Below are 23,608 nucleotides of genomic sequence, written 5' to 3' on the forward strand. Positions count from 1 at the left end.
GGTTCAGCCTTCCGGCGTGGCGTTGGTGGTAATGCCGACCTTCTGGCACCAGTCCTTGAGCGGTGCTGTCACCGGATGTTCGAAAGCCATACCGAGATGCCAGAGCGTTCGCGGCATATGGCGCATATAGCCGTTCAGGCCGTCGCGTTCCTTCAGGCGCACCCAGAGACCGTTGAGACGGCAGGCGCGCTGGGCAGACATGATCGCGAAGGATTTGAGAAACAGTGCGCGATCGAAACCCTGGCCCTGCGCTTCGCGCGTTGCAAGATAGGTTTCAAGCAGGCGGTCCATCAATGAACGTTCGACGGTCACGCGGGCATCCTGTGCGATGGAAACCACGTCATAGGACGATGGGCCGATGATCGCATCCTGGAAATCGATGATACCAACGCGGTCGAACCCCTGCCGTTCGGCAAGCCACATGATGTTGGGCGAATGGAAATCGCGCAGGACGAGGTTGGTTTCCACATCCGAGAGCTCGTCGATCAGATGGTCCCAGATTGCCAGATATTCCTGTTTCTCGGCTTCGGTCGCCTGCGTTCCGCGGCGCCAGGGCAGATGCCAGTCCAGGAGCACCTCAGCCTCGAATTTCAGAGTGGTCCGATCGAAATGCGGCAAGGGGTGCATGAGCCCGCCTTCGACCGGCAAGTCGGCCGGTGGCTGACGGCGATGGAAATCCGCAAGGCAGCGGACGGATTCCTCATACCGCTCCGGAATGGGCCGACCCTCGGCGTCGAGCACGCCCTGGGATCCGAGATCTTCGATCAGCATGATCCCCTGATCGATGTCGGTCGCATGAATCTCGGGCGCCGAAAGCCCAATCGAACGCAGATAATTGCCAACCGCGATGAATGGTTTCACATCTTCTGCGAGATGGACCAGCTGCGAATAGGGCTTGCCATCCCTGATCGGCGGTCCGTTGGGGCGGGCCGGCGAATCCATGACAACGAACGGCTTTCCATCGACACTCGTCAATCGCTCGTAACAGCGGAACGAGGTATCGCCGGTCAGGAACCGCCGATGACCGCCCTTCATGCCATGCTGATCGAGGAAGGCGCGAATGAGTTGCACGCGTTCAAACCGCTCGGCAAATCGACCGGCATTGCAGGTGATTGTCAGCTGGCGACCAGCGCCCTCGTGCACGATCTCGACATGGATTGCGTTTGCCGGCAGTCGCGAACCGGCTTTTTCCGGCCATTCGATGAGAGCGGCACCACGCTCGAGCGCTTCGTCCAGACCCAATTCATCGAGTTCGCTTTCAAAGCCGATGCGATAAAGATCGAAATGCGAAATCGGAATGCGCGCATCGTAAGTCTGAACCAACGTAAAGGTCGGACTGGGAACTTCGAGAGCCGGATCGCCGGCCATCGCGCGGATCAGCGCACGCGACAGCGTGGTCTTGCCGGCACCGAGATCGCCATGGAGCGCCAGGCAATCCCCGACCCCAACGGTCAGGGCCAGATCCTCGCCAAGATTGATGGTGGCTGCTTCATCAGCCAGAAAAATCGAAAAACGCGTCATCCAAAACTCATTCAGCTGCCGTAGCCCTCAGGCCTCCCAGGGCCGGAATCCGGCACGTGATTCGGGTGCCGAGACCCGGCGCCGAATCGACCGATATCGACCCACGGTGCAGGTTGACGAAGCTTTCGACGATTGCAAGCCCCAGTCCGGCGCCGGACTTGCGACCGCCGCGTCCATCGGATTCAAATCGATTGAATATCTTGGCTTGCATTTCCGGTGTCATACCGGGACCGGAATCGGAAACGCTGAAGACGAAATCATCGTCCTCGCGCCAGCAGCGCAGGCCGATGATCGAACCATCGGGGGCAAAGTTCGCCGCGTTGGTGAGGAGCTTGATGAAGATCTGCTTGAGGCGCTGATGATCGGCCAGAATGGTGCCGAGATCATTGTCCGCGAGGATATTGAGCGTGACGTCATTTTCCTGGAGGCGGTGCGCGATCTGCAGGGAGACTTCATCGAGCAGATCGCCGATACGAACCGTTTCGTAGTTGAGTTCCATGATGCCGGCATCGACCGTTGCAAGATCGAGAATATCATTGACCAGCGTCAAGAGGACCGACGACGAGTTGGAGATATGGTCGAGATATTCCGCCTGCCGGTTGGTCAGCGGATCCATGCCCGGTGTCCGCAACAGATCGGTGAAGCCGATGATGTTGGTGAGCGGGGACCGCAGTTCATAGGAGACGTGCTGCACGAAGGCATTCTTGAGTTCGTCCGCCTTGCGCAGGGCCTCATTCTTGTCCTTGAGCGCCCGCTCGGCAAGAACCGAATCGGTGACGTTGACGAAGGTCAGCATCGTCTGCGCATTCGGCAGCGGAATAACGGCGAAATCGAGCACCAGGCCGGTCTTGAGTTCGAGTTTGCCGGAGGACTGCACCCGCTCGTCGTCAAAGGAGGTGATGATACGGGAGAAATATTTCCATCCGTCCGGCCCGTCATGCGAAGCCTGGCAAGCCACTTCGATATCGCGAATATGCGTGCCCGGTTCGGCTTCTTTCGCCGTCACGCCCCAGATGGCGCGGAAGGCGGGGTTGGACAAAGTGATACGGCCATCGGGCGAGAACACCGCCACGCCTTCGGCGAGGTGGTCGATCGTTTCACCCTGGACTTTCAGAAGCGTGTTGTAGCGCGTCTCGAGATCGACCTGCTCGGTGAGGTTTTCGAACACCCAGGTAGCGCCACCCTGGGGCCTTGCCGTCGCGAACACCCGAAGCGTCTGGCCGTTCGGCATATGCCAGACATCGGTCAGCGTTTCGAAGGAGCGATAGACGGAGAGGATGTTTTCCTTCCAGCTCTTCCAGTTCAACTGTTCGGGAAGGCGCGATGCCGCGCGAAGTCGATCGAGCAATTCGCCATGACCGGGGCGCGAATCAAGGAAAGCGGCGTCGAGCGACCATAATTCCCGGAACGCCTGGTTATAGAATTGCAGCACCTGCCGATCGTCGAAGATCGCAACCGGGGTGGCAAGCATATCGAGCGTCTCGGCATGGCTCTTGATCGTACGGCTCAGTTCGTCGCGCACGGCTTCCGACTGCGTGACATCGACGGCCAGTCCAGCCGAGCCGGTGGGAGTCTTCACATCCACAACATCGAAGAAGGCACGATTGCCATGAACGACGGTGGCGACCTTGTCGTGAAAGGGCGAAACGGGGTTGCTGAGGGCGCGGATCTTCTCCCGCGTTGCCGTTTCGAGCAGTTCCTTGCGGGCCGCGACGGCTTCGCCCGGGCTGGCTGCGGACACCGCCTCGGCATAAGCGCCATTGACCCAGGCCAGTTCGCCCTCGCCATTGCGCTGCCAGCTTGGCATATCGACGGTGTCGAGCAGCGCCTCGAAGCTGCGGATGGAGGATTTCAGACGCCCGCATTCGATCTGCAGTTCGGCAACCTCAGCCCGGAGATTGTTGAGTGCGACGAAACGAACGAAGGCGCGGCCACCCGAGACCCAGCCCTGCGCTTCCAGCACTTCGTCGCGCTGCGTTTCGACCATCAGGTCAAAACCCGTCGCGTTGCTGCGGAGCTTCTCGATGGCATTTTCCAGTTCGCCGGCCGAGCGTGGCTTGATCCAGCGGCCGAAGGCCAGAAATTCGCTCTCGCCCGCCGGAGCGCCGGTTTCCAGGGGCAGTTGGCCGATCTGTTCAGGCTGGTTGGTGACCGCGTCCCAGATGACAATGCGGCGGTTCTTGTCGGCGATCAGGGCCTCATAGCGGGAAATCCGCGACTGGGCGTCATAAAGGGCAGAACGGATCTCGCGATTCTGGTTTTCGACGACGTTGCGTTTACGGAGAAAGACGAAGGCCGCGATGACGGATACCGACAGCAGCCCAGCTGCCGTGGCCATGCCGACAATATCGATGGTGGAGAACCACCGGCGCGCTGCAGGTTCAGCCGCCAAAGCGGGCAACGGCATCAAGGCGCTCGCGCCGATCAGCGCTCGCATCCATGCAAGTCGTCCGGTCTTTTGTGAAATCGTGCGATTGCCCATGCAATCCACCCGGTTTCGCTGTGCCGAATCCTGTTCGCATCCCGAATTCATCAGGCCAGTCCCCGCATTGTCCGCCATCTGCTCAATCGTCCTGACCGGGATCGAAAAGCGCTGGTTCAACGCGTTCCACGACGGCTTCATGAACCGTCATCCCGTTCGCCTCGCAACTCATTCACGGGCTGATGATTCCGTCCCGCCTCGTTCGGGCTTGGCACCATCTCCGTTCGCCCACGGATGATGGCGCCATTCGAATCATGGTTAAAACCATACTATCTTGCCCCGGGAGCGGGAAGGCATTGACCTAAAAAAGCGGCCGCGCAGAAGCGATTCTGCGCGGCCGTCAATATGTTGTATCTGTTATCGACAGAATTAATAGCGGTAGTGTTCCGCCTTGAACGGACCCGACTTTTCGACATTGATATAGCCGGCCTGTTCGTCCGAAAGTTCGGTGAGGCTTACGCCAAGCTTTTCAAGGTGAAGGCGCGCGACCTTTTCATCGAGATGCTTCGGCAGAACATAGACCTGATTCTTGTATTCGCCGGTGTTGTTGAACAGCTCGATCTGGCCGAGAACCTGGTTGGTGAACGATGCCGACATCACGAAAGACGGATGGCCGGTGGCGTTTCCAAGGTTGAGGAGACGGCCTTCCGAAAGCAGGATCATGCGGTTGCCCTTCGGGAACTCGATCATGTCGACCTGCGGCTTGATGTTGGTCCATTTCAGATTGCGCAGGCCTGCGACCTGGATCTCGTTATCGAAGTGACCGATGTTGCCGACGATCGCCATGTCCTTCATCTCGCGCATATGGTCGAGACGAATGACGTCCTTGTTGCCGGTTGCGGTGATAAAGATATCGGCCGTCGAGACGACATCCTCGAGCTTGACGACTTCGAAACCGTCCATGGCGGCCTGAAGCGCGCAGATCGGATCGATTTCGGTGACCTTGACGCGGGCGCCGGCGCCGCGCAGCGAGGCTGCCGAACCCTTGCCGACATCGCCGTAACCGCAGACGACGGCGACCTTGCCGGCCATCATAACGTCGGTGCCGCGGCGGATACCGTCAACCAGCGATTCCTTACAGCCATACTTGTTGTCGAACTTCGACTTCGTGACCGAGTCGTTGACATTGATGGCCGGGAAAGGAAGCAGGCCCTTTTCCGAAAGCTGGTAAAGACGATGAACGCCGGTGGTGGTTTCCTCGGTCACACCCTTGATCGCATCGCGCTGCTTGGTGAACCAGCCCGGCGAAGCCTTGAGGCGCTTCTTGATCTGGGCGAACAGGATTTCTTCTTCTTCCGAACCCGGGTTCGAGAGAACATCCTCACCGGCTTCGGCGCGAGCGCCGAGCAGGATGTACATGGTGGCATCACCACCGTCATCGAGGATCATGTTGGAGAAGCCGCCATCGGCCCATTGGAAGATCTGGTCGGTGTAGGTCCAGTATTCTTCGAGCGTTTCACCCTTGACGGCAAACACCGGGATACCGGCAGCGGCAATCGCTGCAGCGGCGTGGTCCTGGGTCGAGAAGATGTTGCACGAGGCCCAGCGCACCTCCGCACCGAGCGCAACCAGCGTTTCGATGAGGACGGCGGTCTGGATCGTCATATGCAGCGAACCGGTGATGCGGGCGCCCTTGAGCGGCTTCTTCTCGCCATATTCGGCGCGAGCGGCCATCAGGCCCGGCATTTCGGTTTCAGCGATGTCGATTTCCTTGCGGCCAAAATCGGCAAGACCGATATCGGCGACCAGATAGTCTTTGTTTGCAGTCATGTGAATCTCCAGAATGGTCCCAAGGGACAAGTTCGCCGGGCGCAGCCTGAAGCGCCCCAGAATGCGGGATGGCCTCATCTATCAGGAAATTCATGGATAGGCAATAAGGACATAAAGAAGTCTTTATATGTCCTGAACCGTCGGTTAATGCCAAGGGTCAACGCATGGCAGGCGCCGTTACTCGGCCTGACCTTCCGTTCAGATCGCCGGATTTGTCTTCTATGTTCTTGTTTGGATCGTCGGTGGCCATCCAGCCGCTTAAGATGCGGCCGGCGACTACATCTCTTCGCCGAACTTGTCGGCGATCAGTGCCGTGATCGTATCCAGCGCTTCCTCAGCCTGGTTGCCGGATGCATACACCATGATAGAGGATCCAGGGCCCGCCGCCAGCATCATCAGTCCCATGATGGACGTGCCACCGACGGTCATCCCGTCTTTCGAGACCTGGATTTCCGCATCGAAATTTTCGACGGTCTGGACAAATTTTGCCGATGCTCTCGCATGCAGGCCGCGCTTGTTGATGATGGGGATTTCGCGTTCCAAACGCATCGTTCGTCTTACTTTCCGTTCAGCACGCGGCTGGCGACATAGATATATTTGCGACCGGCTTCGGATGCATCGACGAGCGCCTTCTGCATGTTGTTCTCGCCGCGAATGCCGGCAAGCTTGATCAACATCGGAAGGTTCATGCCGGCAATCACTTCGATATTGCCGCGCGACATGGCCGAAATGGAGAGGTTGGACGGCGTTCCACCGAACATGTCGGTCAGAATGATGACGCCATTGCCGTCATCCGTGGCGGTGACGGCATTGAGAATATCCTGCCGGCGGACATCCATATCGTCCTCCGGGCCGATCGAAATGGTTTCGATCGCCTTCTGCGGCCCAACCACATGCTCCAAGGCTGATCTGAACTCGTCGGCCAGATGGCCATGCGTTACCAGCACCAGTCCGATCATGCTTGGGTGAGCTCCTCAATTCCCTCAGGTGACGATTGGGCGCTGCTGTTAGCCCAATTCCCCTGCCTCGTCCACTGTCCGGGCGGCCATCATGGCAAGGAAAGGCGGAAGTTCAAGCACAAAATGCTCTCCCTAGGCCTAAGGTTGGTCATGAATTGGGTGTCAGGACCGGAAATCCGGGCAGGAATGCTTCAAGCACCGCATAGGGATCCGGCGTCGAGCGATCGAGCGTGATGAGGGGCAGCGAAATTCCCCCCGCGGAGGTCCAGATCGCATCGTCGTTCGGTATCCGGTTGGAAGCATTGATGAATTCCAAACGGACGACGTAATTCAATTCGGCCAGGTCTATGGATGGGATCGCCGCGATTCCGGTTCCGCGGACCTCGATCTTGCCCCGGATCGTTGCTGGGGCCGTTGCAATCACCCTGTCGTTCCGGATCTCGAGAAAAACCTGATCATCGCTCACAAGTGCGGCAAAATGCGCAGCCCGGCGAGCCGTACTCATGAGCTGCAGCGCCTTTGTGGATTTTCCGCTTCCCGATGGGCCGACCAGAAGCAGGCCGGTGGACCCGATAACGATCGCGGTGGCATGGACCAGTTCGGGTTCCATCAGGCTTTGCCCTTTTCGGGCAAGGTCAGGATGAAGCGTGCGCCCTTGCGGCGGCCTTCCTCATCGATAATGTTCTCCGCCTTGAGCGTGCCGCCATGGGCTTCGGCGATTTGCCGACTGATGGAGAGGCCCAGACCGGAATTCTGCCCGAAGCCCTCGCTTTCGGGACGATCCGTATAGAAACGCTCGAAGATGCGATCGATATTCTCGGCATCGATTCCGGGACCGTTATCGGCGACCTCGATGATGCAGTTCTTCTTGGTACGACGCAGCGTCACCGCGATATGGCCGCCCTGTACCGGAACGAAGGAACGGGCATTCTCGATCAGATTGGTAACAATCTGCCCGAGGCGAAGGTCGTGACCATTGACGACGAAATTGTTCTTGGCCGCACCCTTTCGTTCGATCTCCAGATCGACGGCAACCGTCTTCCCGCGCGATCTGACTTCACCGGCGATATTGACGAGGTCGGTCAGCAAAGTCTCGAGATTGACCGGCTTGGAATCGGCGCGCGCCAGTTCGGCATCGAGGCGGGAGGCATCCGAAATATCCGAGATCAGGCGGTCCAGCCGGCGGACATCATGCTGAATGACATCCATCAGCCGCTTCTTGGACTCATCGCTCTTGGCCAGAGGCAAGGTTTCCACGGCGCTGCGGAGCGATGTGAGAGGGTTCTTGAGCTCATGGCTGACATCGGCGGCAAAGCTCTCGATCGCGGCAATCCGGTCGTAAAGCGCGTTGGTCATGTCGCGCAGCGCCACCGAAAGATTGCCGATTTCATCCTGGCGGAACGAGAAGTCCGGGATTTCCTCGCGCGATTTGACGCCGCGGCGGACACGAACTGCAGCGGCCGCCAGGCGCCGGAGCGGGTTCGCGATTGTCGAGGAGAGAATAAGCGACAGGACCACGTTCACAAGTGTTGCAATGCCGAACACCCGCAGAATGGCGAGCCGCTCGCTATGGACGATCTGGTCGATGTCGCCGGCCTGGGTCGACAGGAGGAGGACACCGAGAACAGCGCGGAAACGCTGGACCGGCACTGCCACCGAAACGATGAGTTCGCCATTCTCGGTGACACGAACCACGGCGCCGCGAACCCCGGTCAAGGCATTCTTGACTTCCGGATAGATCATGCCGTCGCCACCGGGGCTTTCCTTGTAAACCGGAAGGTTGGAGGGCTGCAGCATCCGGTTGATCCAGCTCGAAACCCGGTCCGTGAAGGGCTTGGACTCTCCGGTAACCGGTGGCAGATCAAAGCGCAGCACCTGGCCCCGCGCATAGAGAAAGCGCGAATCCAGGATGAGATTGGCATCGGGATCGAAGATTCGGGCGCGGGTGTGGGTCGGCGAAATCAGCCGTCGCATCACCGGCGCCACCCGCTCCGGATCGATTGGAAATTCAAGATCCTCGTCGTTGGGGACGGGCGTGATGGATTGGCCCGCTTGCAGCTCCAGCAGCTTCTGCGGATCGATAGTGATCGAGTTGGTATCGACAGAAGCGGAGGCCGAGATGGCCGAAGCGATGATTTCGCCCTGGGTCAGCAGGCTTTCGACCTTGGCATCGATCAGCCCCTCGCGGAACTGATTGAGATACATGATACCGGCAACAAGAATGACCAGCGCCACGAGGTTGAAGAACAGGATCTGCCGCGTCAGGCTGGAAAAAAGCGCATGACCGAAAATCCGTCGCACGAAGGTCAGTGCGCGGCTGAACGGGGACCGGCGTCGGCCCTTGCCATTGCGACCGGATGCTTCTCTGGATGGAGCGATCCCGGAGTCGACTGCGTTCATTCTCTATCCTTCGGACCCGCCTCGCCCGAGGCGGGGCAAGATTAGGCCCCTGCCGCTTCCCGGAAGCGATAACCGACACCATAAAGCGTTTCGATCATGTCGAAATCATTGTCGGCCATCTTGAACTTCTTTCGCAGCCGCTTGATGTGGCTGTCGATCGTGCGGTCATCGACATAGACCTGTTCGTCATAGGCGGCATCCATCAGCGCATCGCGGCTCTTGACCACGCCGGGCCTCAGCGCAAGCGCATGAAGAATGAGGAATTCCGTGACGGTGAGCGTGACCGGCTGGCCCTTCCAGGTGCAGGTGTGGCGTTCCTGATCCATCACCAACTGGCCGCGCTCGAGCGATTTTGTCTGCACCACGCTGCCCTTGGCCGGTGCCGTTCCCGATGCGGCCGCCTCGCGATTGGCGACGCGGCGCAGGACGGCCTTGACCCGTTCGACCAGCAGGCGCTGGGAGAATGGTTTGGTGATGAAATCATCGGCCCCCATCTTGAGACCGAAGAGCTCGTCGATCTCCTCATCCTTCGACGTCAGAAAGATGACCGGCAGATCCGACTTCTGCCTCAGGCGGCGCAGCAGTTCCATTCCATCCATCCGCGGCATCTTGATGTCGAAGATTGCCAGTTGCGGCGGTCGCTGCAGCAGGCCATCCAGCGCCGAGGCTCCATCAGTATAGGTTTCCACCTTGTATCCTTCCGCCTCGAGCGCGATGGAAACAGAAGTCAGGATGTTGCGGTCGTCATCGACGAGAGCAATTGTCTGCATAAGTGAATCTCCGACGGGGTCCTCATGCGCCGGAACGGCGCATTGCCCCCTATGAGTATAAAGGTGGAACAAATTGTGGCAAAGAGCCCAGGTGGTTGTTTTTTGCCGAATCGGCAGTTTCGGAGCCTGGCCGCGTAACAAGGGTATAAAACACCTGCCGGTTTAAACGATTAAATTTGACGCCCATCCGGTTAAATCGATTAATACATTGATACTATTAATATAATCGGGAAAATGGCGCTTGTTTTTTAAAAAATTTTATGTCTATGTCCCGCGAAACTTGGCTTGGTCTAACGGAGAAAGGACACACCATGGAGGAGCTCGGTACGACGAACCCGAACAATCGTCTGGAAGCAATGGGCTTTCAGGAGCTTGTTTCGGTTCGCTATAACCTGACCGAGGCGGAGCTCTATGAAGAGGCGATCCGCAACGGCGAAGCCGTTATGACCGCCCATGGCGCACTGCGGGCACTGACGGGTCAGCATACTGGCCGTTCACCGAAGGACAAGTTCGTCGTCAGCGACGACAATACCAAGAACCGCATCTGGTGGGACAACAACAAGGCTCTGAGCCCAGAGCAGTTCGCTCTCCTCAAGGCCGACATGCTGGAACATGCCCGCGGCAAATCCCTCTATGTTCAGGACCTGATCGGCGGCGCCGATCGTGCCAATGCCCTGCCGACGCGGGTCATCACCCAGTATGCCTGGCATTCGCTGTTCATTCGCAACCTCCTGATCCGTCCGGCCCGCGAAACGCTCACCGACTTCATCCAGGAACTGACGATCATCGACCTGCCGGAATTCAAGGCAGATCCGGCTCGTCACGGCGTTCGTTCGGAAACGGTGATTGCCTGCGACCTGACCAACGGTCTGGTTCTGATCGGCGGTACCTCCTATGCCGGCGAAATGAAGAAGTCTGTCTTCACCGTCCTCAATTACCTGCTGCCGGAAAAGGGCGTCATGCCGATGCACTGCTCGGCCAACATGGGCAAGGAAGGCGATACCGCCGTGTTCTTCGGCCTGTCGGGCACCGGCAAGACCACGCTTTCGGCCGATCCGAACCGCACGCTGATCGGCGATGACGAACATGGCTGGGGCGAAACCGGCGTCTTCAATTTCGAAGGCGGCTGCTATGCCAAGACCATCCGCCTGTCGCGCGAAGCCGAACCGGAAATCTTCGCAACGACCGAACGTTTCGGCACCGTGCTCGAAAACGTTCCGCTCGATGTGAACCGAATGCCGGACTTCGATGACGCGTCGCTGACCGAAAACACCCGTTGCGCCTATCCGCTGCATTTCATTCCGAATGCATCCGACACCGGCACCGGCAACCATCCCAAGACGATCATCATGCTGACGGCCGATGCCTTCGGCGTCATGCCGCCGATCGCCCGCCTGACGCCTGAACAGGCAATGTACCACTTCCTCAGTGGCTACACCGCCAAGGTGGCTGGCACCGAAAAGGGCGTGACCGAGCCAGAAGCAACCTTCTCGACCTGCTTCGGCGCACCGTTCATGCCGCGTCATCCGGCCGAGTATGGCAACCTTCTCAAGGCGCTGATCGCCAAGCATGGCGTCAATTGCTGGCTCGTCAACACCGGCTGGACCGGCGGCGCCTATGGCACCGGTTCGCGTATGCCGATCAAGGCCACGCGCGCGCTCCTGACGGCTGCCCTTTCCGGCAAGCTCAATGAGGCCGTGTTCCGCAGGGATGCGAATTTCGGCTTCGAAGTGCCGGTTGCCGTCGATGGCGTCGACACCAAGATCCTGGATCCGCGTTCGACCTGGATCGATGGCGCTGCCTATGATGCACAGGCGAAGAAGCTGGTCGACATGTTCGTCACCAACTTCGCCAAGTTCGAAGAACATGTCGATGGTTCGGTGCTCGATGCAGCACCCGGCATCAAGGCTGCTGCGGAGTAATCCGCAGCGCCACTTCCTTGGCAAAAGATTGCAACCCGGCGAACTCCAGCGCCGGGTTTTTTATTCGGGAATGGTGCCGTTTTCGGCCAGAACATCGCCGGCGAAATAAAGCGAGCCGCCAATGAGGATACGCGGTGGGATCTCGTTTGGACGAACATCGTCAGAAATCCGGGAAAGCGCTTCCGCCGTATCGAGACAGGGAGCGGCTTCGAGACCGGCGTCCGCCGCATCCTGCGCAAGCGCGACCGGATCAAGACCCGCATCCGAATTGCGGATGGCCACAGTGAAGACCTTGCGAGCCAGGCCGCGAAACGCGTCGAAATAGCCCTTCGGGTCCTTTGTGTTGATCATACCGGTCACGAGATAGAGTGGCCGCGGATCTTTTTCTTCGAAATTGGCGAGCGCTTCGGCGATCGCCTTGCCGCCATGCGGATTGTGGCCGCCGTCGAGCCAGATTTCCGATCCGTTCGGCGCCAGATCCACCAGAGAGCCGCTCTTCAATCGCTGCAACCGCGCCGGCCAGGAAACCGAACGCATGGCCCTGGCGCAGATCTCGTCATCCAGCCGGAAACCTGCTGATTTGACAGCACGGATCGCCGCAGCCGCATTGGCATACTGATGACGCCCCGGCAAGGCCGGCAGGGGCAGATCCATCAGCCCATCGCCATCCTGATAGATCAGCCGGCCATTTTCCTCGTAGGCAAGGAAATCCTGTCCATAGACAAGAGCGGGCGCTCCCATTCGTTCAGCGATATCGACAAGCAGTTGCCGCGCCTCTTCGAAATCCTGGCGCCCGATCACCACCGGACAACCTCGCTTGATGATCCCGGCCTTTGCCTTTGCGATGTCCTGAATGGACGCGCCAAGCCAGGACTGGTGATCCATGGCAATGGGCATGATCAGCGAAACGGCGGGCTGTTCGATGACATTGGTGGCATCGAATTCCCCACCCAGACCGACCTCGACGATGGCCGCATCCGCCGGGTGTTCGGAAAACAGGATGAAAATCACCGCCGTCAGAAGTTCGAATACGGTGATCTTTTCACCGGCATTGACCTTTTCGGCTCGCAGGATCGCCTCAAGCAACACCTCGTCCGTCACCAGCTGGCCTTTGCCACCGGCAACGCCGAGGCGGTAGCGTTCGTGCCAGCGCACGAGATGCGGCGATGTATGGACATGCGCCGAAAGGCCCGCGGCCTCGATCAGGGCCCGGCTGAAAGCTGTCGCCGATCCCTTTCCATTGGTGCCGGCGACATGGATGATCGGCGGCATCCGGTCCTGCGGACGACCCAGCTGGTCGAGAAGCCGGCGAATGCGATCCAGCGACAGGTCGAACCCGCGCGGAAAAATGCCGAGAAGCCGTTCGATTTCCCGCGTTGCCGGGCTGGCGCCAAGGTCTGTCATCATATCGTCTTTCGAGGCGCTCGCTGTCCGGCAGGTCTCAGGCTGCGATGGCAGCCTGCGGCGGCAGGTTCAACATCATCCGTGCCATGCGGGCGAGCGTTTCAGGGATCTCGCGACGGTCGATCACCATATCGACCATGCCGTGCTCAAGAAGATACTCGGATGTCTGGAAGCCATCCGGCAGCTTTTCGCGAATCGTCTGCTCGATCACTCGCTTGCCGGCAAAGCAGATTTCGGCACCCGGTTCTGCCAGATGGACATCACCCAACATCGCGTAGGAGGCGGTGACGCCACCGGTGGTGGGATTGGTCAGAACGACGAAATAGGGAAGGCCTGCTTCCTTCAGCATCTCCACCGCGACGGTCGTCCGCGGCAGCTGCATCAGCGACAGGATGCCTTCCTGCATGCGCGCGCCACCGGACGCGGGGAACATGACGAGCGGGCAATGTTCGGCGATCGCGCGTTCAAAGGCCTTGATGATCGCTTCTCCGGCGGCGATGCCGAGCGAACCACCCATGAAATTGAATTCATGGACGACAGCGACCATCTTGACACCACGAACCGTGCCGAGACCCGAGACGATCGTGTCCTCGAGCCCGGTCTTTGCGCGACCATCGCGAAGGCGATCGGTATATTTCTTCGAATCGCGGAACTTGAGCGGATCCTGCGCCACCTTCGGCTGGGGAAAAGCTTCATACTGGCCGCCATCGAAAAGGTCGGCGAGACGTTCCTTCGCCGGCATCTTCATATGATAGCCCGAACCCGGAATGACCCATTTGTTGGCTTCGAGTTCCTTGTGGAAGACCATTTCCCCGGTCTCTGGGCACTTGATCCAGAGGTTTTCCGGAACATCGGATGTGGGCCGACCGAGCATCGAGTTGATTTTCGGGCGGACGAAATTGGTGATCCAGTTCATGGTTTTCTAAACTCCGTTATCCGGATGATATGGCAACGTTACTCTGCTGCCGCAAGGCGTGCAGCGTGAACGCCGGCCGAAAGCCCCTTGACGAAGGTCACGACCGACTGAACGGTATCGGCAGACGCCTGGCCGTTCTTGTCGAGCGATGTCGCGACCTGATTGACGATCGCGGTACCGACCACGACGCCATCTGCGGATGCACCGATCAGGCGCGCATGTTCGGCCGTCTTGACGCCGAAGCCGACGCAGATCGGCAAGGATGTATGTCCCTTGATCCGCTTGACGGCCGAAGAGATCAGCGACGGATCCGGCAGAGCAGAGCCCGTGATGCCGTTCATCGACACATAATAGACGAATCCCGATGAGTTGGTCAGCACTTTCGGCAGACGCTTGTCGTCGGTCGTCGGCGTTGCAAGACGGATGAAGTTGATATCCTTGGCGCGTGCGGGGATGCACAGCTCGTCATCCATTTCCGCCGGCAGATCGACGATGATCAGACCATCAACGCCCGCCTTTTCGGCCTCATCGAGGAAACGATCGACACCATAGACATAGATCGGGTTGTAATAGCCCATGATCACGATCGGCGTCGTGTCGTCGGTCTCGCGAAATTCGGTAACCATCTGAAGCGTCTTGGCGAGGCTGTGGCCCGCCTTGAGCGCGCGGTGACCCGCCATCTGGATCGCCGGACCGTCCGCCATCGGGTCAGAGAAGGGCGAGCCGAGTTCGATGACGTCGGCACCGGCACCCGGCAGCGCCTTCATGATCGCAAGCGACGTATCGTAATCCGGATCGCCACCCATGAAATAGGTGACCAGCGCGGGACGGTTCTCAGCCTTCAGATCCGCGAATTTCTTGTCCATACGTGCGGTCATGTCAGAGCCCCATTCCCAGAATCTTGCCGACGGTGAAAATGTCCTTGTCGCCGCGGCCGGAGAGATTCATCAGGATGATCTCGTCCTTGCCCATCTTCGGCGCGCGCTTGATCACTTCAGCCACGGCATGGCTCGGCTCGAGCGCCGGAATGATGCCTTCAAGCTTGGTCAGCAGCTGGAAGGCTTCCAGAGCTTCATCATCCATGATCGGCACATATTCGGCACGGCCGATATCACTCAACCAAGAATGTTCAGGACCGATGCCGGGATAATCGAGACCGGCGGAAATGGAATGGCCTTCGAGGATTTGGCCGTCGCCATCCTGCAGGAGATAGGTCCGGTTGCCGTGCAGGACGCCAGGCGAGCCTGCAGTGATCGAGGCGCAATGTTCGACACCCTGCAGACCGCGACCGCCAGCTTCAACGCCGACAATCTTGACCGACGGATCATCGAGGAACGGATGGAAGATCCCGATCGCGTTGGAACCACCGCCCACAGCCGCAATCACGAGATCGGGGAGTTTGCCTTCGGCTTCCATCAGCTGCGCCTTGGCTTCCGAACCGATGACCGACTGCAGGTCGCGGACGATTTCCGGATAGGGATGCGGGCCGGCGGCCGTTCCGATCAGGTAATAGGTGCTGTCGACATTGGTTACCCAGTCGCGCAGCGCTTCGTTCATCGCATCCTTGAGCGTACCGTTACCGGAGGTCACCGGAACCACTTCGGCACCGAGCAGCTTCATGCGGAACACGTTCGGGGCCTGACGCTCGACGTCGGTGGCGCCCATATAGACCACGCAGGGGAAGCCGAAGCGGGCGGCCACGGTTGCCGAGGCAACGCCATGCTGACCTGCGCCGGTTTCAGCGATGATGCGGGTCTTGCCCATGCGCTTGGCAAGCAGGATCTGGCCGATGCAGTTGTTGATCTTGTGCGAGCCGGTATGGTTGAGCTCTTCGCGCTTGAAATAGATCTTGGCACCGCCGAGATGGGCCGTCAGCCGCTCGGCGAAATAGAGCGGGCTCGGCCGTCCGATATAGTGCGTGCCGAGCGATTTCAGCTCCGCCTGGAATTCCGCATCCGTCTTGGCCTTGTTCCATTCATCCTGAAGATCAAGAATGAGGGGCATCAGCGTTTCGGCGACAAAGCGTCCGCCAAAAATGCCAAAACGACCATCTTCATCTGGTCCTGAGCGGAAGGAATTGGGTAGCAGTGCCTCGTTCACAGTTATCTCCTTCAAGCCGGTTGCCGGGCACGGCGCACGGCTGCGAAAAACTCTTCCATCATCTGTAGATCTTTGACGCCGGGGGCGCTCTCGACACCTGATGATACGTCTATTCCGGCGGGGCGGATCGCAGCAAGCGCTTCGCCGACATTGTCCTTGTTCAAGCCGCCCGACAGAAGATAGTCGATCCGTTCGTCGAGACCGTCGAGCAAAGACCAGTCAAACGAAACACCGTTTCCGCCCGGAAGCTCCGAATGGCGCGGCGGTTTGGCATCGAACAGGAAGCGGTTGGCAATGCCCTCATAGGCGTCGATCCGCTTGAGATCGTCTGCATCGCCAATCGAGAGCGCCTTCCAGATCTCCAGACCGGTCACTGCCTTGACCGTCAGAACCCGTTCAGCGCTTTCACTGCCATGCAATTGCAGGATATCGGGCGAAAGGCCATCGATGATCTCGTCGAGATCGTCATTGGTGGCATTGACGGAGACCGATACGATCTTGGCACGGCCACGCACGTGATCAGCAATTCGACCGGCATCGGCAGGCTCGATATGGCGCGGGCTCTTGGCAAAGAAAATGAATCCGACATGGGTCGCACCGAGAGACACGGCACGTTCCACCGACTCCACCGTCGTCAGGCCACAGATTTTAATATCGAGCGTCATGGCTTGCCCAACTGACATGAAACGCCGCTTGAGTCGAGTGATTTTGCGCCATCGATCGGAGGATACGCGCCAGTTCAGGACCCGAAATCGTGAACGTGCAGCATGGCGCCATTGCGCTTCAGCCAATGTTTGGCCTCGAGCATCGAAGGGCTGAGCTGTTCGCAGATCGACCAGAAGCGAGGCGAATGGTTCATTTCCACCAGATGGGCGACCTCATGTGCCGCGAGATAATCGATCACATAGGGCGGCGCCATCACGATACGCCAGGAGAAGGAGAGGTTTCCATCATGCGAACAGGAGCCCCAACGGCTCTTGGTATCCTTGAGCGCGATCGCGTTGACCTTGCGGTTGACAGTCGCGGCATGACGTCTGGCCGCCTCTTCAAGATCGAGCTTGGCTTCCCGCTTCAGAAAATCGCGGATTCGGCGCCCGAGATGGATCTCCTCGCCACCAACGCTGAGAACTGCTTCGCCGCCGATCTCCATGATTTCGGTTCGATCGCGGCTCTTGCCGGTGGAAACGATCCGGTGTGGCACACCCCTGATCGGCAGATAGCGCCCGGACATGGGCTTGGTGACCGATGGAAAACGAGACAGGCGGGATTCGAGCCAGCCCTGGTGCCGCGACAGAAAATCATCGATCTCGCGCTGGCGCAGTCCTTTGGGAACCGTCAATGTCAACGCCTGACCACCCGGAACAATCCGCAGCGTCATACGTCTGGCGCGCGCATCTGGCCTTATGGTCAGAGGCACGGCTTTCCCCGATACATCGATCGTCCGGATCTTGGGATCCGACGGACGGACAGGTTTCTGCAGGAACGTGAGCCGGGATAACATGTCCGAGAGATCTAACCGATTCGAGGCCGGTTGCAAAAGCCGGCGCCTTGCAGCGCCGGGGTCATTGTCAAAGCGATCCGGTCCGTTCCACGATCAGCCGCTGAAACCGTTCTGCGGGTCAGTCGGCATGTTGCGGCGGCTTTCGCGTTCGCGCATGAAACGATCGAACTCTTCCTGGTCACGAGCCCGACGCAGTTCGCGCATGTAGCCATCGAACTCGGCGCGCATTTCATCCAGCTTGCGGCGTTCTTCCTCGATGCGATCGAGCTCGGCCTTGCGCCAGTCGTCGAAGGCCATGTTGCCGGTCGAGAAATGGTGATGGTGATGGCGACGCCAGCCGTGCGAGCGGCAGCTCTTCTGAAAACCATCCATCCGTTCATTCGCCTCGCGCTTGAAGGCATGCAGCCGTTCACCGAACAGGATATAGCCGAGCATCGCCAGTCCAAGCGGCCAGAAGACGATGAAGCCAAGCACCATCAAAGCGATGGTGGCCGGGGTCCAGTCAGGCCGTATGAGTGCAGTGCGGTACATCTTTTCGATCCTTGTTAAGCCGTCTCGCCCTATGCGAGCCGGTGGAATCGATGTGGGATGCATTTTTCCGCGATCAAGCATTTCCCTTGGATATTCGGATATGCGTCTGGATATGCTCTGTTATTTCGGAGCCTTTTCTCGTCTGGCGAAGATAATCCCCTGCCCCGCGTCACAATTTCGCCGTCGATCGGTCGTTCGGACCTTCTCCCTAGCCGTTGCTACGACCATTTGCCTTCATGAAGGAGATGATGCGCGGCGCGATTTCGCGGCGGAAACGCGAGCCGTTGAAAACCCCATAATGACCGACATCCGGCTGAACATAATGCAGACGGCGTTCATCGGAGATGGCATTGCAGAGCGTCTGTGCGGCATGGGTCTGGCCGAGGCCCGAAATATCATCGTTCTCGCCTTCGACGGTCAAAAGCGCTGTCCGGACGATCTTGCCGGGATCGACGAGGCGACCGCGATGGGTCATTTCCCCCTTCGGCAAGGCGTGACGGATGAAGACGGTATCGACAGTCTGCAGATAGAATTCGGCTGCCAGATCCATGACCGCGAGATATTCGTCATAAAAGTCGCGGTGCTTTTCGGCTGAGTCGCCATCGTTCTTGACCAGATGGAGATAGAAATCCTTGTGAGCGATGACATGGCGATCAAGGTTCATCGACATGAAACCCGACAATTGCAAAAAGCCCGGATAAACCGGCCGCATGAAGCCCGGCTGCGGCCAGGGAACATTCATGATGACATTGTCCTCAAACCATTTCAGCGGTCGCGTTTGCGCGAGCTGGTTGACGGCGGTGGGATTGATGCGGGTATCGATCGGCCCGCCCATCAATGTCATGGAAGACGGCGACAGGTGATCGCCATCCTGTTCCATGACCGCAACAGCCGCCAGAACGGGAACCGAGGGCTGGCAGACGGCCATCACATGCGTATCCGGACCAAGATGGCGGATCATCGCAATCACATAATCGATATAGTCATCGAGATCGAACCGGCCATCGGCGAGCGGCACCATGCGCGCGTCCTTCCAGTCGGTAATGTAAACATCCGCTTCCGGCAGCAGCGTATCGACGGTGCCGCGCAGCAGCGTGGCATAGTGGCCTGACATCGGCGCCACGATCAGCAGTTTCGGCTTTCTGGCGGCGACTGCCGTTACCGGTGGCTCGAAATGCAGAAGATCGCAGAACGGCTTGGACCAAACGACCCTTTCGCCAACGGGAACCTTCTCGCCATCCACAATCACCGTCAGGCCGAACTCCGGTTTGCCATAACGACGCGTCGCGCGCTCGAACACTTCGAGACCGGCTGCAAAGGATCGCCCGGCGGTGGTGCGCGAAAACGGGTTGAACGGGTTTTCGGTGGCAAGACGCATGGACTGCGCCGCAGCCCGAAACGGCGCGATCATTGCATGATTGAGCTCATAGAACTGATAGAACATGGCTGGCGGGTCTCCTTCCCATGTCGGCAAAGCAGCCCTCTCCCAGGCCTGCGCTTACCGATTTCGTATCTGATCCTGACACGCCACGATTAACAAGGCCCCAAAAAGTAGCGTGTCCGTCGGACAGATCGGAATATTCGTACGAGCTAACAGGATGTGCATTGCGGCAAGCTGACCAGATTTCCGGTGAGCTGGCATCCGAAATGCCAATTGGGAAGGGGCGGTGACGTTATGTTAGAGCGAATGCGAAGGGACCGGGCGCTCCAGATGAACAGAGTGTCCTCCTCGTGGATTCTGGAAATCACTTCCGAACGACCCTATCTGGCAAACCAACATTGAAGGAATCAACCAATGGCGTCATCAAGCGCAGATGTCAGCACCGAACATGCGAGCAAATATCTGCAACAGCTTTGCAAACATTGGACGCATAAGATGGCGACGGAATTCGATCCGCAACGAGGCCGGGTCGAGTTTCCCTCAGGCGCGGTCCTGCACCTTGAAGCGCAGCCTGCCGTTCTTTTGCTGACCATAGAACACGACGACCCGGCCATGCTCGACAGGCTCGAGGGCGTGGTGGCCGAACATATCGCGCGTTTTGCTTTTCGCGAGACGCTTGAATTCAACTGGACCCGATCCTGAATCATAACGAGGAAGAGAATGACCGAGACTGCCCATCGCAAGGCCGCCCATCCCATTGATCCGATGTTCATCGAACGCTGGTCATCGCGTAGTTTTACCGGTGAGGCACTGCCGCTTGAAGATCTTCTAACGATCCTTGAAGCCGCACGTTGGGCGCCTTCTGCAAACAACACACAGCCCTGGCGTTTCATCTACGGTATCAAGGGAACGGAACAGTTCGACCGGATCGCTTCAACCCTCATGGGGTTTAACCAGGCCTGGGCCCCGAATGCCGGTGCGCTTGTAATTGCAGTATCAAAGACGCATATCGCAGCACCCGGCCAGACCGAGGCCAAATTTGCCCGCTGGCATGCGCATGATACCGGGGCTGCGACCCTGAGCCTGATCTTGCAGGCCAACAATCTTGGTTATCAGGCCCACCCGATGGGCGGCATCGAGGGCGACAAGGCCAAGGAGATTTTCGGTATCCCGCACGAAGGTTACGAAGTGCAGTCGGCAATCGCGATCGGGCATCTTGCGCCGGCAGACAATCTGCCTGAAAACTTCCGTACTCGTGAGGTGCCGTCCCCGCGCATGGACCTTGGCGAAATCACCTTCGACGGCAATTTCAAGGCCTGATGTTTCACGTGAATCATCGTTAACGCCGACTAAGAAGTCGGCGTTAGCTGGATTCCTCCTAGCGTTAGATGTCCAGATTGGCGACGCTGAGCGCGTTTTCCTGAATGAAGTCGCGCCGCGGCTCCACCTCATCGCCCATAAGACGGGCGAACAGACCATCGGCATCGACAGCATCACTGACCTTGACCTGCAGGAGCGAACGTGCGTTGGGGTCCAACGTCGTTTCCCAAAGCTGGTCGGCATTCATCTCGCCCAAGCCTTTGTAGCGCTGCATGGAAATGCCCTTGCGGCCGAGCGTGAAAATTGCATCCAGCAATGCCTTGGGGCCGGAAATCTCGGTGCCACCATCCTTGCGGGTCAACACCGGCGGAATGCCATAGATTTCGCCGAGACGTTTGCTCATCTGATCGATATGGCGGGCATCCGCCGAGCCGATCAGGGCCATGTCGATCAAGAGCGATTCTTTCACACCACGGACGGTGCGCTCGAAACGCAGAGCGCCATCTTCACCGAAGATACCGCCCCAACCGCGCTCGGTCTCTTCCGAAATCCGGTCCAGACGTCGGGAAATTTCCCCGATCACCGGCTCGGCACGGGAACGATCGCTCATGGTTTCAATGTTCAGGCCACCGGCAATTGCCGCCTGTTCGATCAGCGAACGGCTGTAGCGCGAATGCAGACCATCAACGAGCGTGCGCAGACGGATCGCATCGCCGATGATTTCACGCAGATCCTGCCCCGCCCTCACCTCACCATTCGACAAGGTCAGCGTTACATCTTCGAGACCTGCGGTCACGAGATAGTCTTCGAGTGCTTTTTCATCCTTGAGATAGGTCGAGGACTTTCCGCGCGTGACCTTATAGAGCGGCGGCTGGGCGATATAGAGATGGCCGCGTTCGATCAGTTCCGGCATCTGCCGGAAGAAGAAAGTCAGAAGCAGGGTGCGAATATGGGCGCCGTCCACGTCAGCATCGGTCATGATGATGATCTTGTGATACCGCAGCTTTTCGGCGTTGAACTCGTCCTTACCGATCGATGTGCCAAGCGCCGTAATCAGGGTGCCGATTTCCTGGCTTGACAGCATCTTGTCAAACCGCGCGCGCTCGACATTGAGAATCTTGCCTCGCAACGGCAGGATCGCCTGGTTTTCACGCGAACGGCCCTGCTTGGCCGAGCCACCTGCCGAGTCACCCTCGACGAGGAAAAGTTCGGATTTGGAAGGATCGCGCTCAGAGCAATCCGCCAGTTTTCCCGGCAGCGAGGAAATGTCCAGTGCGCCCTTGCGCCGAGTCAGTTCGCGCGCCTTGCGCGCGGCTTCGCGTGCCGCGGCCGCTTCCACGACCTTGCCGACCAGAACCCTGGATTCGGACGGATGTTCTTCCAGCCATTGATTGAGCGCCTCGTTAACGAGGTTTTCAACGACAGGTCGGACTTCCGACGAAACCAGCTTATCCTTGGTCTGAGACGAGAATTTCGGATCGGGCACCTTGACCGACAGGACGGCCGTCAGACCTTCGCGGCAGTCATCGCCGGTAAGCGACACCTTTTCCTTCTTCAGGATACCGGACGTATCGGCGTAGGACGTCACCTGACGGGTGAGCGCCGCGCGAAAGCCGGCCAGATGCGTGCCGCCATCCCGCTGCGGAATGTTGTTGGTGAAGCACAGCATGTTTTCGTGATAGCTGTCGTTCCACCACATCGCGACTTCGACCGTGATACCGTCCTTTTCGCCGCGGATGGCAATCGGCTTGTCGACCAGCGGCTTCTTGGCACGATCGAGGTAGCGCACGAACGCTTCAAGCCCTCCATCATAGAGCAGCTCTTCGATGCGGGGATCGGCGGAGCGGCGGTCGGTCAGAACGATACGGACACCGGAGTTCAGGAAGGCCAGCTCGCGAAGACGATGCTCAAGGGTGGCATAGTCGAATTCGGTCTTGGTGAAGGTTTCGGTACTCGGCAGGAAGGTCACTTCGGTGCCGGTTTCCTCAACCGCACAGCTTCCTGTCACCGTCAGCGGCCCATCAGCGACACCATGGGTGAAGCTCATCTCATGGATCTGGCCCTTCTGGCGGATCTTCAGCTGCAGCTTGACCGACAGCGCGTTGACGACCGAAACGCCGACGCCATGCAGACCGCCGGAAACCTTGTAGGAATTCTGGTCGAACTTACCACCGGCATGAAGCTGGGTCATGATGACCTCGGCGGCTGACACGCCTTCGTCATGCATCCCGGTCGGAATGCCGCGCCCGTTGTCGGTAACAGTGACAGACCCATCCGGATTGAGGGTCACGGTCACAAGGTCGGCATGTCCGGCGAGCGCCTCGTCGATCGCATTGTCGACGACCTCATAGACCATGTGATGCAGACCCGAACCATCATCGGTGTCGCCGATATACATGCCGGGGCGCTTGCGCACTGCATCCAGCCCCTTCAGGACCTTGATGGAATCGGCACCATATTCGGTATTCGGCTGAGAGGTTTCCTCGGGAGATCCGCTCATCTGTCGTTTTCTCTTTTCATCGTGGGGGCATTGGCCGTTGTTTGGCGAATCAATGCGATCAAGCCAACATAACTATAGGTTTTTTGATCAGAACGCCAAAGACTGGCAGGAGAATGCGGCATAAAACCGGC

The 23,608-nt window shown here is 58.7% G+C and carries 20 protein-coding genes; 3 read left to right on the plus strand and 17 right to left on the minus strand.

Going from position 1 to position 23,608, the window contains the following annotated elements; all coding sequences use genetic code 11:
- Positions 1-3: 3 nt before the first annotated feature.
- The 8 genes from tsaE to Q4481_RS12100 all read right to left on the minus strand — a co-directional run bounded on the left by tsaE (position 4) and on the right by Q4481_RS12100 (position 9,902).
- Positions 4-1,521, minus strand: coding sequence for a tRNA (adenosine(37)-N6)-threonylcarbamoyltransferase complex ATPase subunit type 1 TsaE (gene tsaE, locus Q4481_RS12065; RefSeq protein ID WP_304376630.1), 1,518 nt, complete (start codon positions 1,519-1,521; stop codon positions 4-6).
- Between the two features lie 7 nt (positions 1,522-1,528).
- Positions 1,529-4,003 (minus strand): sensor histidine kinase, encoded by a 2,475-nt coding sequence (locus tag Q4481_RS12070; RefSeq protein WP_377353819.1) that lies wholly within the window; start codon positions 4,001-4,003, stop codon positions 1,529-1,531.
- A 369-nt stretch (positions 4,004-4,372) separates the two neighbouring features.
- The gene (gene ahcY, locus Q4481_RS12075; RefSeq protein ID WP_304376631.1) at positions 4,373-5,773 is read right to left on the minus strand and encodes an adenosylhomocysteinase; all 1,401 of its coding nucleotides are present in this window, start codon (positions 5,771-5,773) and stop codon (positions 4,373-4,375) included.
- A gap of 276 nt (positions 5,774-6,049) precedes the next feature.
- Positions 6,050-6,322 carry an HPr family phosphocarrier protein gene (locus Q4481_RS12080; RefSeq protein WP_304376632.1) on the minus strand — a complete coding sequence of 91 codons (273 nt, stop codon included), beginning with the start codon at positions 6,320-6,322 and terminating at the stop codon, positions 6,050-6,052.
- Between the two features lie 8 nt (positions 6,323-6,330).
- Positions 6,331-6,732 carry a PTS sugar transporter subunit IIA gene (locus Q4481_RS12085; RefSeq protein ID WP_304376633.1) on the minus strand — a complete coding sequence of 134 codons (402 nt, stop codon included), beginning with the start codon at positions 6,730-6,732 and terminating at the stop codon, positions 6,331-6,333.
- Between the two features lie 148 nt (positions 6,733-6,880).
- Complete coding sequence (locus tag Q4481_RS12090) at positions 6,881-7,342, minus strand: HPr kinase/phosphorylase (RefSeq protein ID WP_304376634.1); 462 nt, start codon at positions 7,340-7,342, stop codon at positions 6,881-6,883.
- Positions 7,342-9,132, minus strand: coding sequence for a sensor histidine kinase (locus Q4481_RS12095; protein WP_304376635.1), 1,791 nt, complete (start codon positions 9,130-9,132; stop codon positions 7,342-7,344). The genes Q4481_RS12090 and Q4481_RS12095 overlap by 1 nt, the downstream gene beginning before the upstream one ends.
- A gap of 41 nt (positions 9,133-9,173) precedes the next feature.
- Positions 9,174-9,902 carry a response regulator transcription factor gene (locus Q4481_RS12100; RefSeq protein ID WP_304376636.1) on the minus strand — a complete coding sequence of 243 codons (729 nt, stop codon included), beginning with the start codon at positions 9,900-9,902 and terminating at the stop codon, positions 9,174-9,176.
- 311 nt (positions 9,903-10,213) lie between these two features.
- Between Q4481_RS12100 and Q4481_RS12105 the strand changes: the two genes are divergently transcribed.
- On the plus strand, positions 10,214-11,824 hold the full coding sequence (locus Q4481_RS12105) for a phosphoenolpyruvate carboxykinase (protein ID WP_304376637.1): 1,611 nt from the start codon (positions 10,214-10,216) through the stop codon (positions 11,822-11,824).
- Between the two features lie 60 nt (positions 11,825-11,884).
- Here the strand turns inward: Q4481_RS12105 and Q4481_RS12110 are convergent, their stop codons facing one another.
- From Q4481_RS12110 to Q4481_RS12145, 8 genes are all read right to left on the minus strand, one after another.
- Positions 11,885-13,228 (minus strand): bifunctional folylpolyglutamate synthase/dihydrofolate synthase, encoded by a 1,344-nt coding sequence (locus tag Q4481_RS12110; RefSeq protein WP_304376943.1) that lies wholly within the window; start codon positions 13,226-13,228, stop codon positions 11,885-11,887.
- 37 nt (positions 13,229-13,265) lie between these two features.
- Positions 13,266-14,144 (minus strand): acetyl-CoA carboxylase, carboxyltransferase subunit beta, encoded by an 879-nt coding sequence (gene accD, locus Q4481_RS12115; protein WP_304376638.1) that lies wholly within the window; start codon positions 14,142-14,144, stop codon positions 13,266-13,268.
- 38 nt (positions 14,145-14,182) lie between these two features.
- Positions 14,183-15,022, minus strand: coding sequence for a tryptophan synthase subunit alpha (gene trpA / locus Q4481_RS12120; RefSeq protein ID WP_304376639.1), 840 nt, complete (start codon positions 15,020-15,022; stop codon positions 14,183-14,185).
- Between the two features lies 1 nt (position 15,023).
- Complete coding sequence (trpB, locus tag Q4481_RS12125) at positions 15,024-16,244, minus strand: tryptophan synthase subunit beta (RefSeq protein ID WP_304376640.1); 1,221 nt, start codon at positions 16,242-16,244, stop codon at positions 15,024-15,026.
- Positions 16,245-16,255: 11 nt separating this feature from the next.
- Complete coding sequence (locus Q4481_RS12130; protein WP_304376944.1) at positions 16,256-16,909, minus strand: phosphoribosylanthranilate isomerase; 654 nt, start codon at positions 16,907-16,909, stop codon at positions 16,256-16,258.
- Positions 16,910-16,983: 74 nt separating this feature from the next.
- A complete protein-coding gene (locus Q4481_RS12135; protein WP_304376641.1) occupies positions 16,984-17,745 on the minus strand; it encodes a M48 family metallopeptidase in 762 nt (253 codons plus the stop codon).
- 93 nt (positions 17,746-17,838) lie between these two features.
- Positions 17,839-18,276 (minus strand): DUF2852 domain-containing protein, encoded by a 438-nt coding sequence (locus Q4481_RS12140; protein ID WP_304376642.1) that lies wholly within the window; start codon positions 18,274-18,276, stop codon positions 17,839-17,841.
- Positions 18,277-18,484: 208 nt separating this feature from the next.
- A complete protein-coding gene (locus Q4481_RS12145; RefSeq protein WP_304376643.1) occupies positions 18,485-19,720 on the minus strand; it encodes a polyhydroxyalkanoate depolymerase in 1,236 nt (411 codons plus the stop codon).
- A gap of 351 nt (positions 19,721-20,071) precedes the next feature.
- Here Q4481_RS12145 and Q4481_RS12150 point away from each other — a divergent pair, with 351 nt between their 5' ends.
- Together Q4481_RS12150 and Q4481_RS12155 are read left to right on the plus strand one after the other, a co-directional pair.
- Positions 20,072-20,359: a DUF2218 domain-containing protein gene (locus Q4481_RS12150; protein WP_304376644.1), complete on the plus strand. Its 288-nt coding sequence runs from the start codon at positions 20,072-20,074 to the stop codon at positions 20,357-20,359.
- An 18-nt stretch (positions 20,360-20,377) separates the two neighbouring features.
- Positions 20,378-20,977, plus strand: a complete 600-nt coding sequence (locus Q4481_RS12155) for a nitroreductase family protein (RefSeq protein WP_304376645.1) — start codon at positions 20,378-20,380, stop codon at positions 20,975-20,977.
- 64 nt (positions 20,978-21,041) lie between these two features.
- Here Q4481_RS12155 and gyrB read toward each other — a convergent pair whose 3' ends face one another.
- Positions 21,042-23,477: a DNA topoisomerase (ATP-hydrolyzing) subunit B gene (gene gyrB / locus Q4481_RS12160; RefSeq protein ID WP_304376646.1), complete on the minus strand. Its 2,436-nt coding sequence runs from the start codon at positions 23,475-23,477 to the stop codon at positions 21,042-21,044.
- Between the last annotated feature and the right edge of the window lie 131 nt (positions 23,478-23,608).

This window comes from Fluviirhizobium alvei, from assembly GCF_030551875.1.
GTDB classification, from domain to species: Bacteria; Pseudomonadota; Alphaproteobacteria; order Rhizobiales; family Rhizobiaceae; genus Rhizobium_E; species Rhizobium_E alvei.

What these genes read in the sequence shown, in the direction of transcription:
- Q4481_RS12070 (WP_377353819.1), bottom strand. Translation starts at nt 4,003, where the DNA reads ATGGGCAATCGCACGATTTCACAAAAGACCGGACGACTTGCATGGATG.
- tsaE (WP_304376630.1), bottom strand. Translation starts at nt 1,521, where the DNA reads ATGACGCGTTTTTCGATTTTTCTGGCTGATGAAGCAGCCACCATCAAT.
- gyrB (WP_304376646.1), bottom strand. Translation starts at nt 23,477, where the DNA reads ATGAGCGGATCTCCCGAGGAAACCTCTCAGCCGAATACCGAATATGGT.
- Q4481_RS12145 (WP_304376643.1), bottom strand. Translation starts at nt 19,720, where the DNA reads ATGTTCTATCAGTTCTATGAGCTCAATCATGCAATGATCGCGCCGTTT.
- Q4481_RS12150 (WP_304376644.1), top strand. Translation starts at nt 20,072, where the DNA reads ATGGCGTCATCAAGCGCAGATGTCAGCACCGAACATGCGAGCAAATAT.
- ahcY (WP_304376631.1), bottom strand. Translation starts at nt 5,773, where the DNA reads ATGACTGCAAACAAAGACTATCTGGTCGCCGATATCGGTCTTGCCGAT.
- Q4481_RS12155 (WP_304376645.1), top strand. Translation starts at nt 20,378, where the DNA reads ATGACCGAGACTGCCCATCGCAAGGCCGCCCATCCCATTGATCCGATG.
- Q4481_RS12110 (WP_304376943.1), bottom strand. Translation starts at nt 13,228, where the DNA reads ATGACAGACCTTGGCGCCAGCCCGGCAACGCGGGAAATCGAACGGCTT.
- Q4481_RS12095 (WP_304376635.1), bottom strand. Translation starts at nt 9,132, where the DNA reads ATGAACGCAGTCGACTCCGGGATCGCTCCATCCAGAGAAGCATCCGGT.
- Q4481_RS12140 (WP_304376642.1), bottom strand. Translation starts at nt 18,276, where the DNA reads ATGTACCGCACTGCACTCATACGGCCTGACTGGACCCCGGCCACCATC.
- Q4481_RS12130 (WP_304376944.1), bottom strand. Translation starts at nt 16,909, where the DNA reads ATGACGCTCGATATTAAAATCTGTGGCCTGACGACGGTGGAGTCGGTG.
- Q4481_RS12080 (WP_304376632.1), bottom strand. Translation starts at nt 6,322, where the DNA reads ATGCGTTTGGAACGCGAAATCCCCATCATCAACAAGCGCGGCCTGCAT.
- Q4481_RS12105 (WP_304376637.1), top strand. Translation starts at nt 10,214, where the DNA reads ATGGAGGAGCTCGGTACGACGAACCCGAACAATCGTCTGGAAGCAATG.
- trpA (WP_304376639.1), bottom strand. Translation starts at nt 15,022, where the DNA reads ATGACCGCACGTATGGACAAGAAATTCGCGGATCTGAAGGCTGAGAAC.
- Q4481_RS12135 (WP_304376641.1), bottom strand. Translation starts at nt 17,745, where the DNA reads ATGTTATCCCGGCTCACGTTCCTGCAGAAACCTGTCCGTCCGTCGGAT.
- Q4481_RS12085 (WP_304376633.1), bottom strand. Translation starts at nt 6,732, where the DNA reads ATGATCGGACTGGTGCTGGTAACGCATGGCCATCTGGCCGACGAGTTC.
- accD (WP_304376638.1), bottom strand. Translation starts at nt 14,144, where the DNA reads ATGAACTGGATCACCAATTTCGTCCGCCCGAAAATCAACTCGATGCTC.
- Q4481_RS12090 (WP_304376634.1), bottom strand. Translation starts at nt 7,342, where the DNA reads ATGGAACCCGAACTGGTCCATGCCACCGCGATCGTTATCGGGTCCACC.
- Q4481_RS12100 (WP_304376636.1), bottom strand. Translation starts at nt 9,902, where the DNA reads ATGCAGACAATTGCTCTCGTCGATGACGACCGCAACATCCTGACTTCT.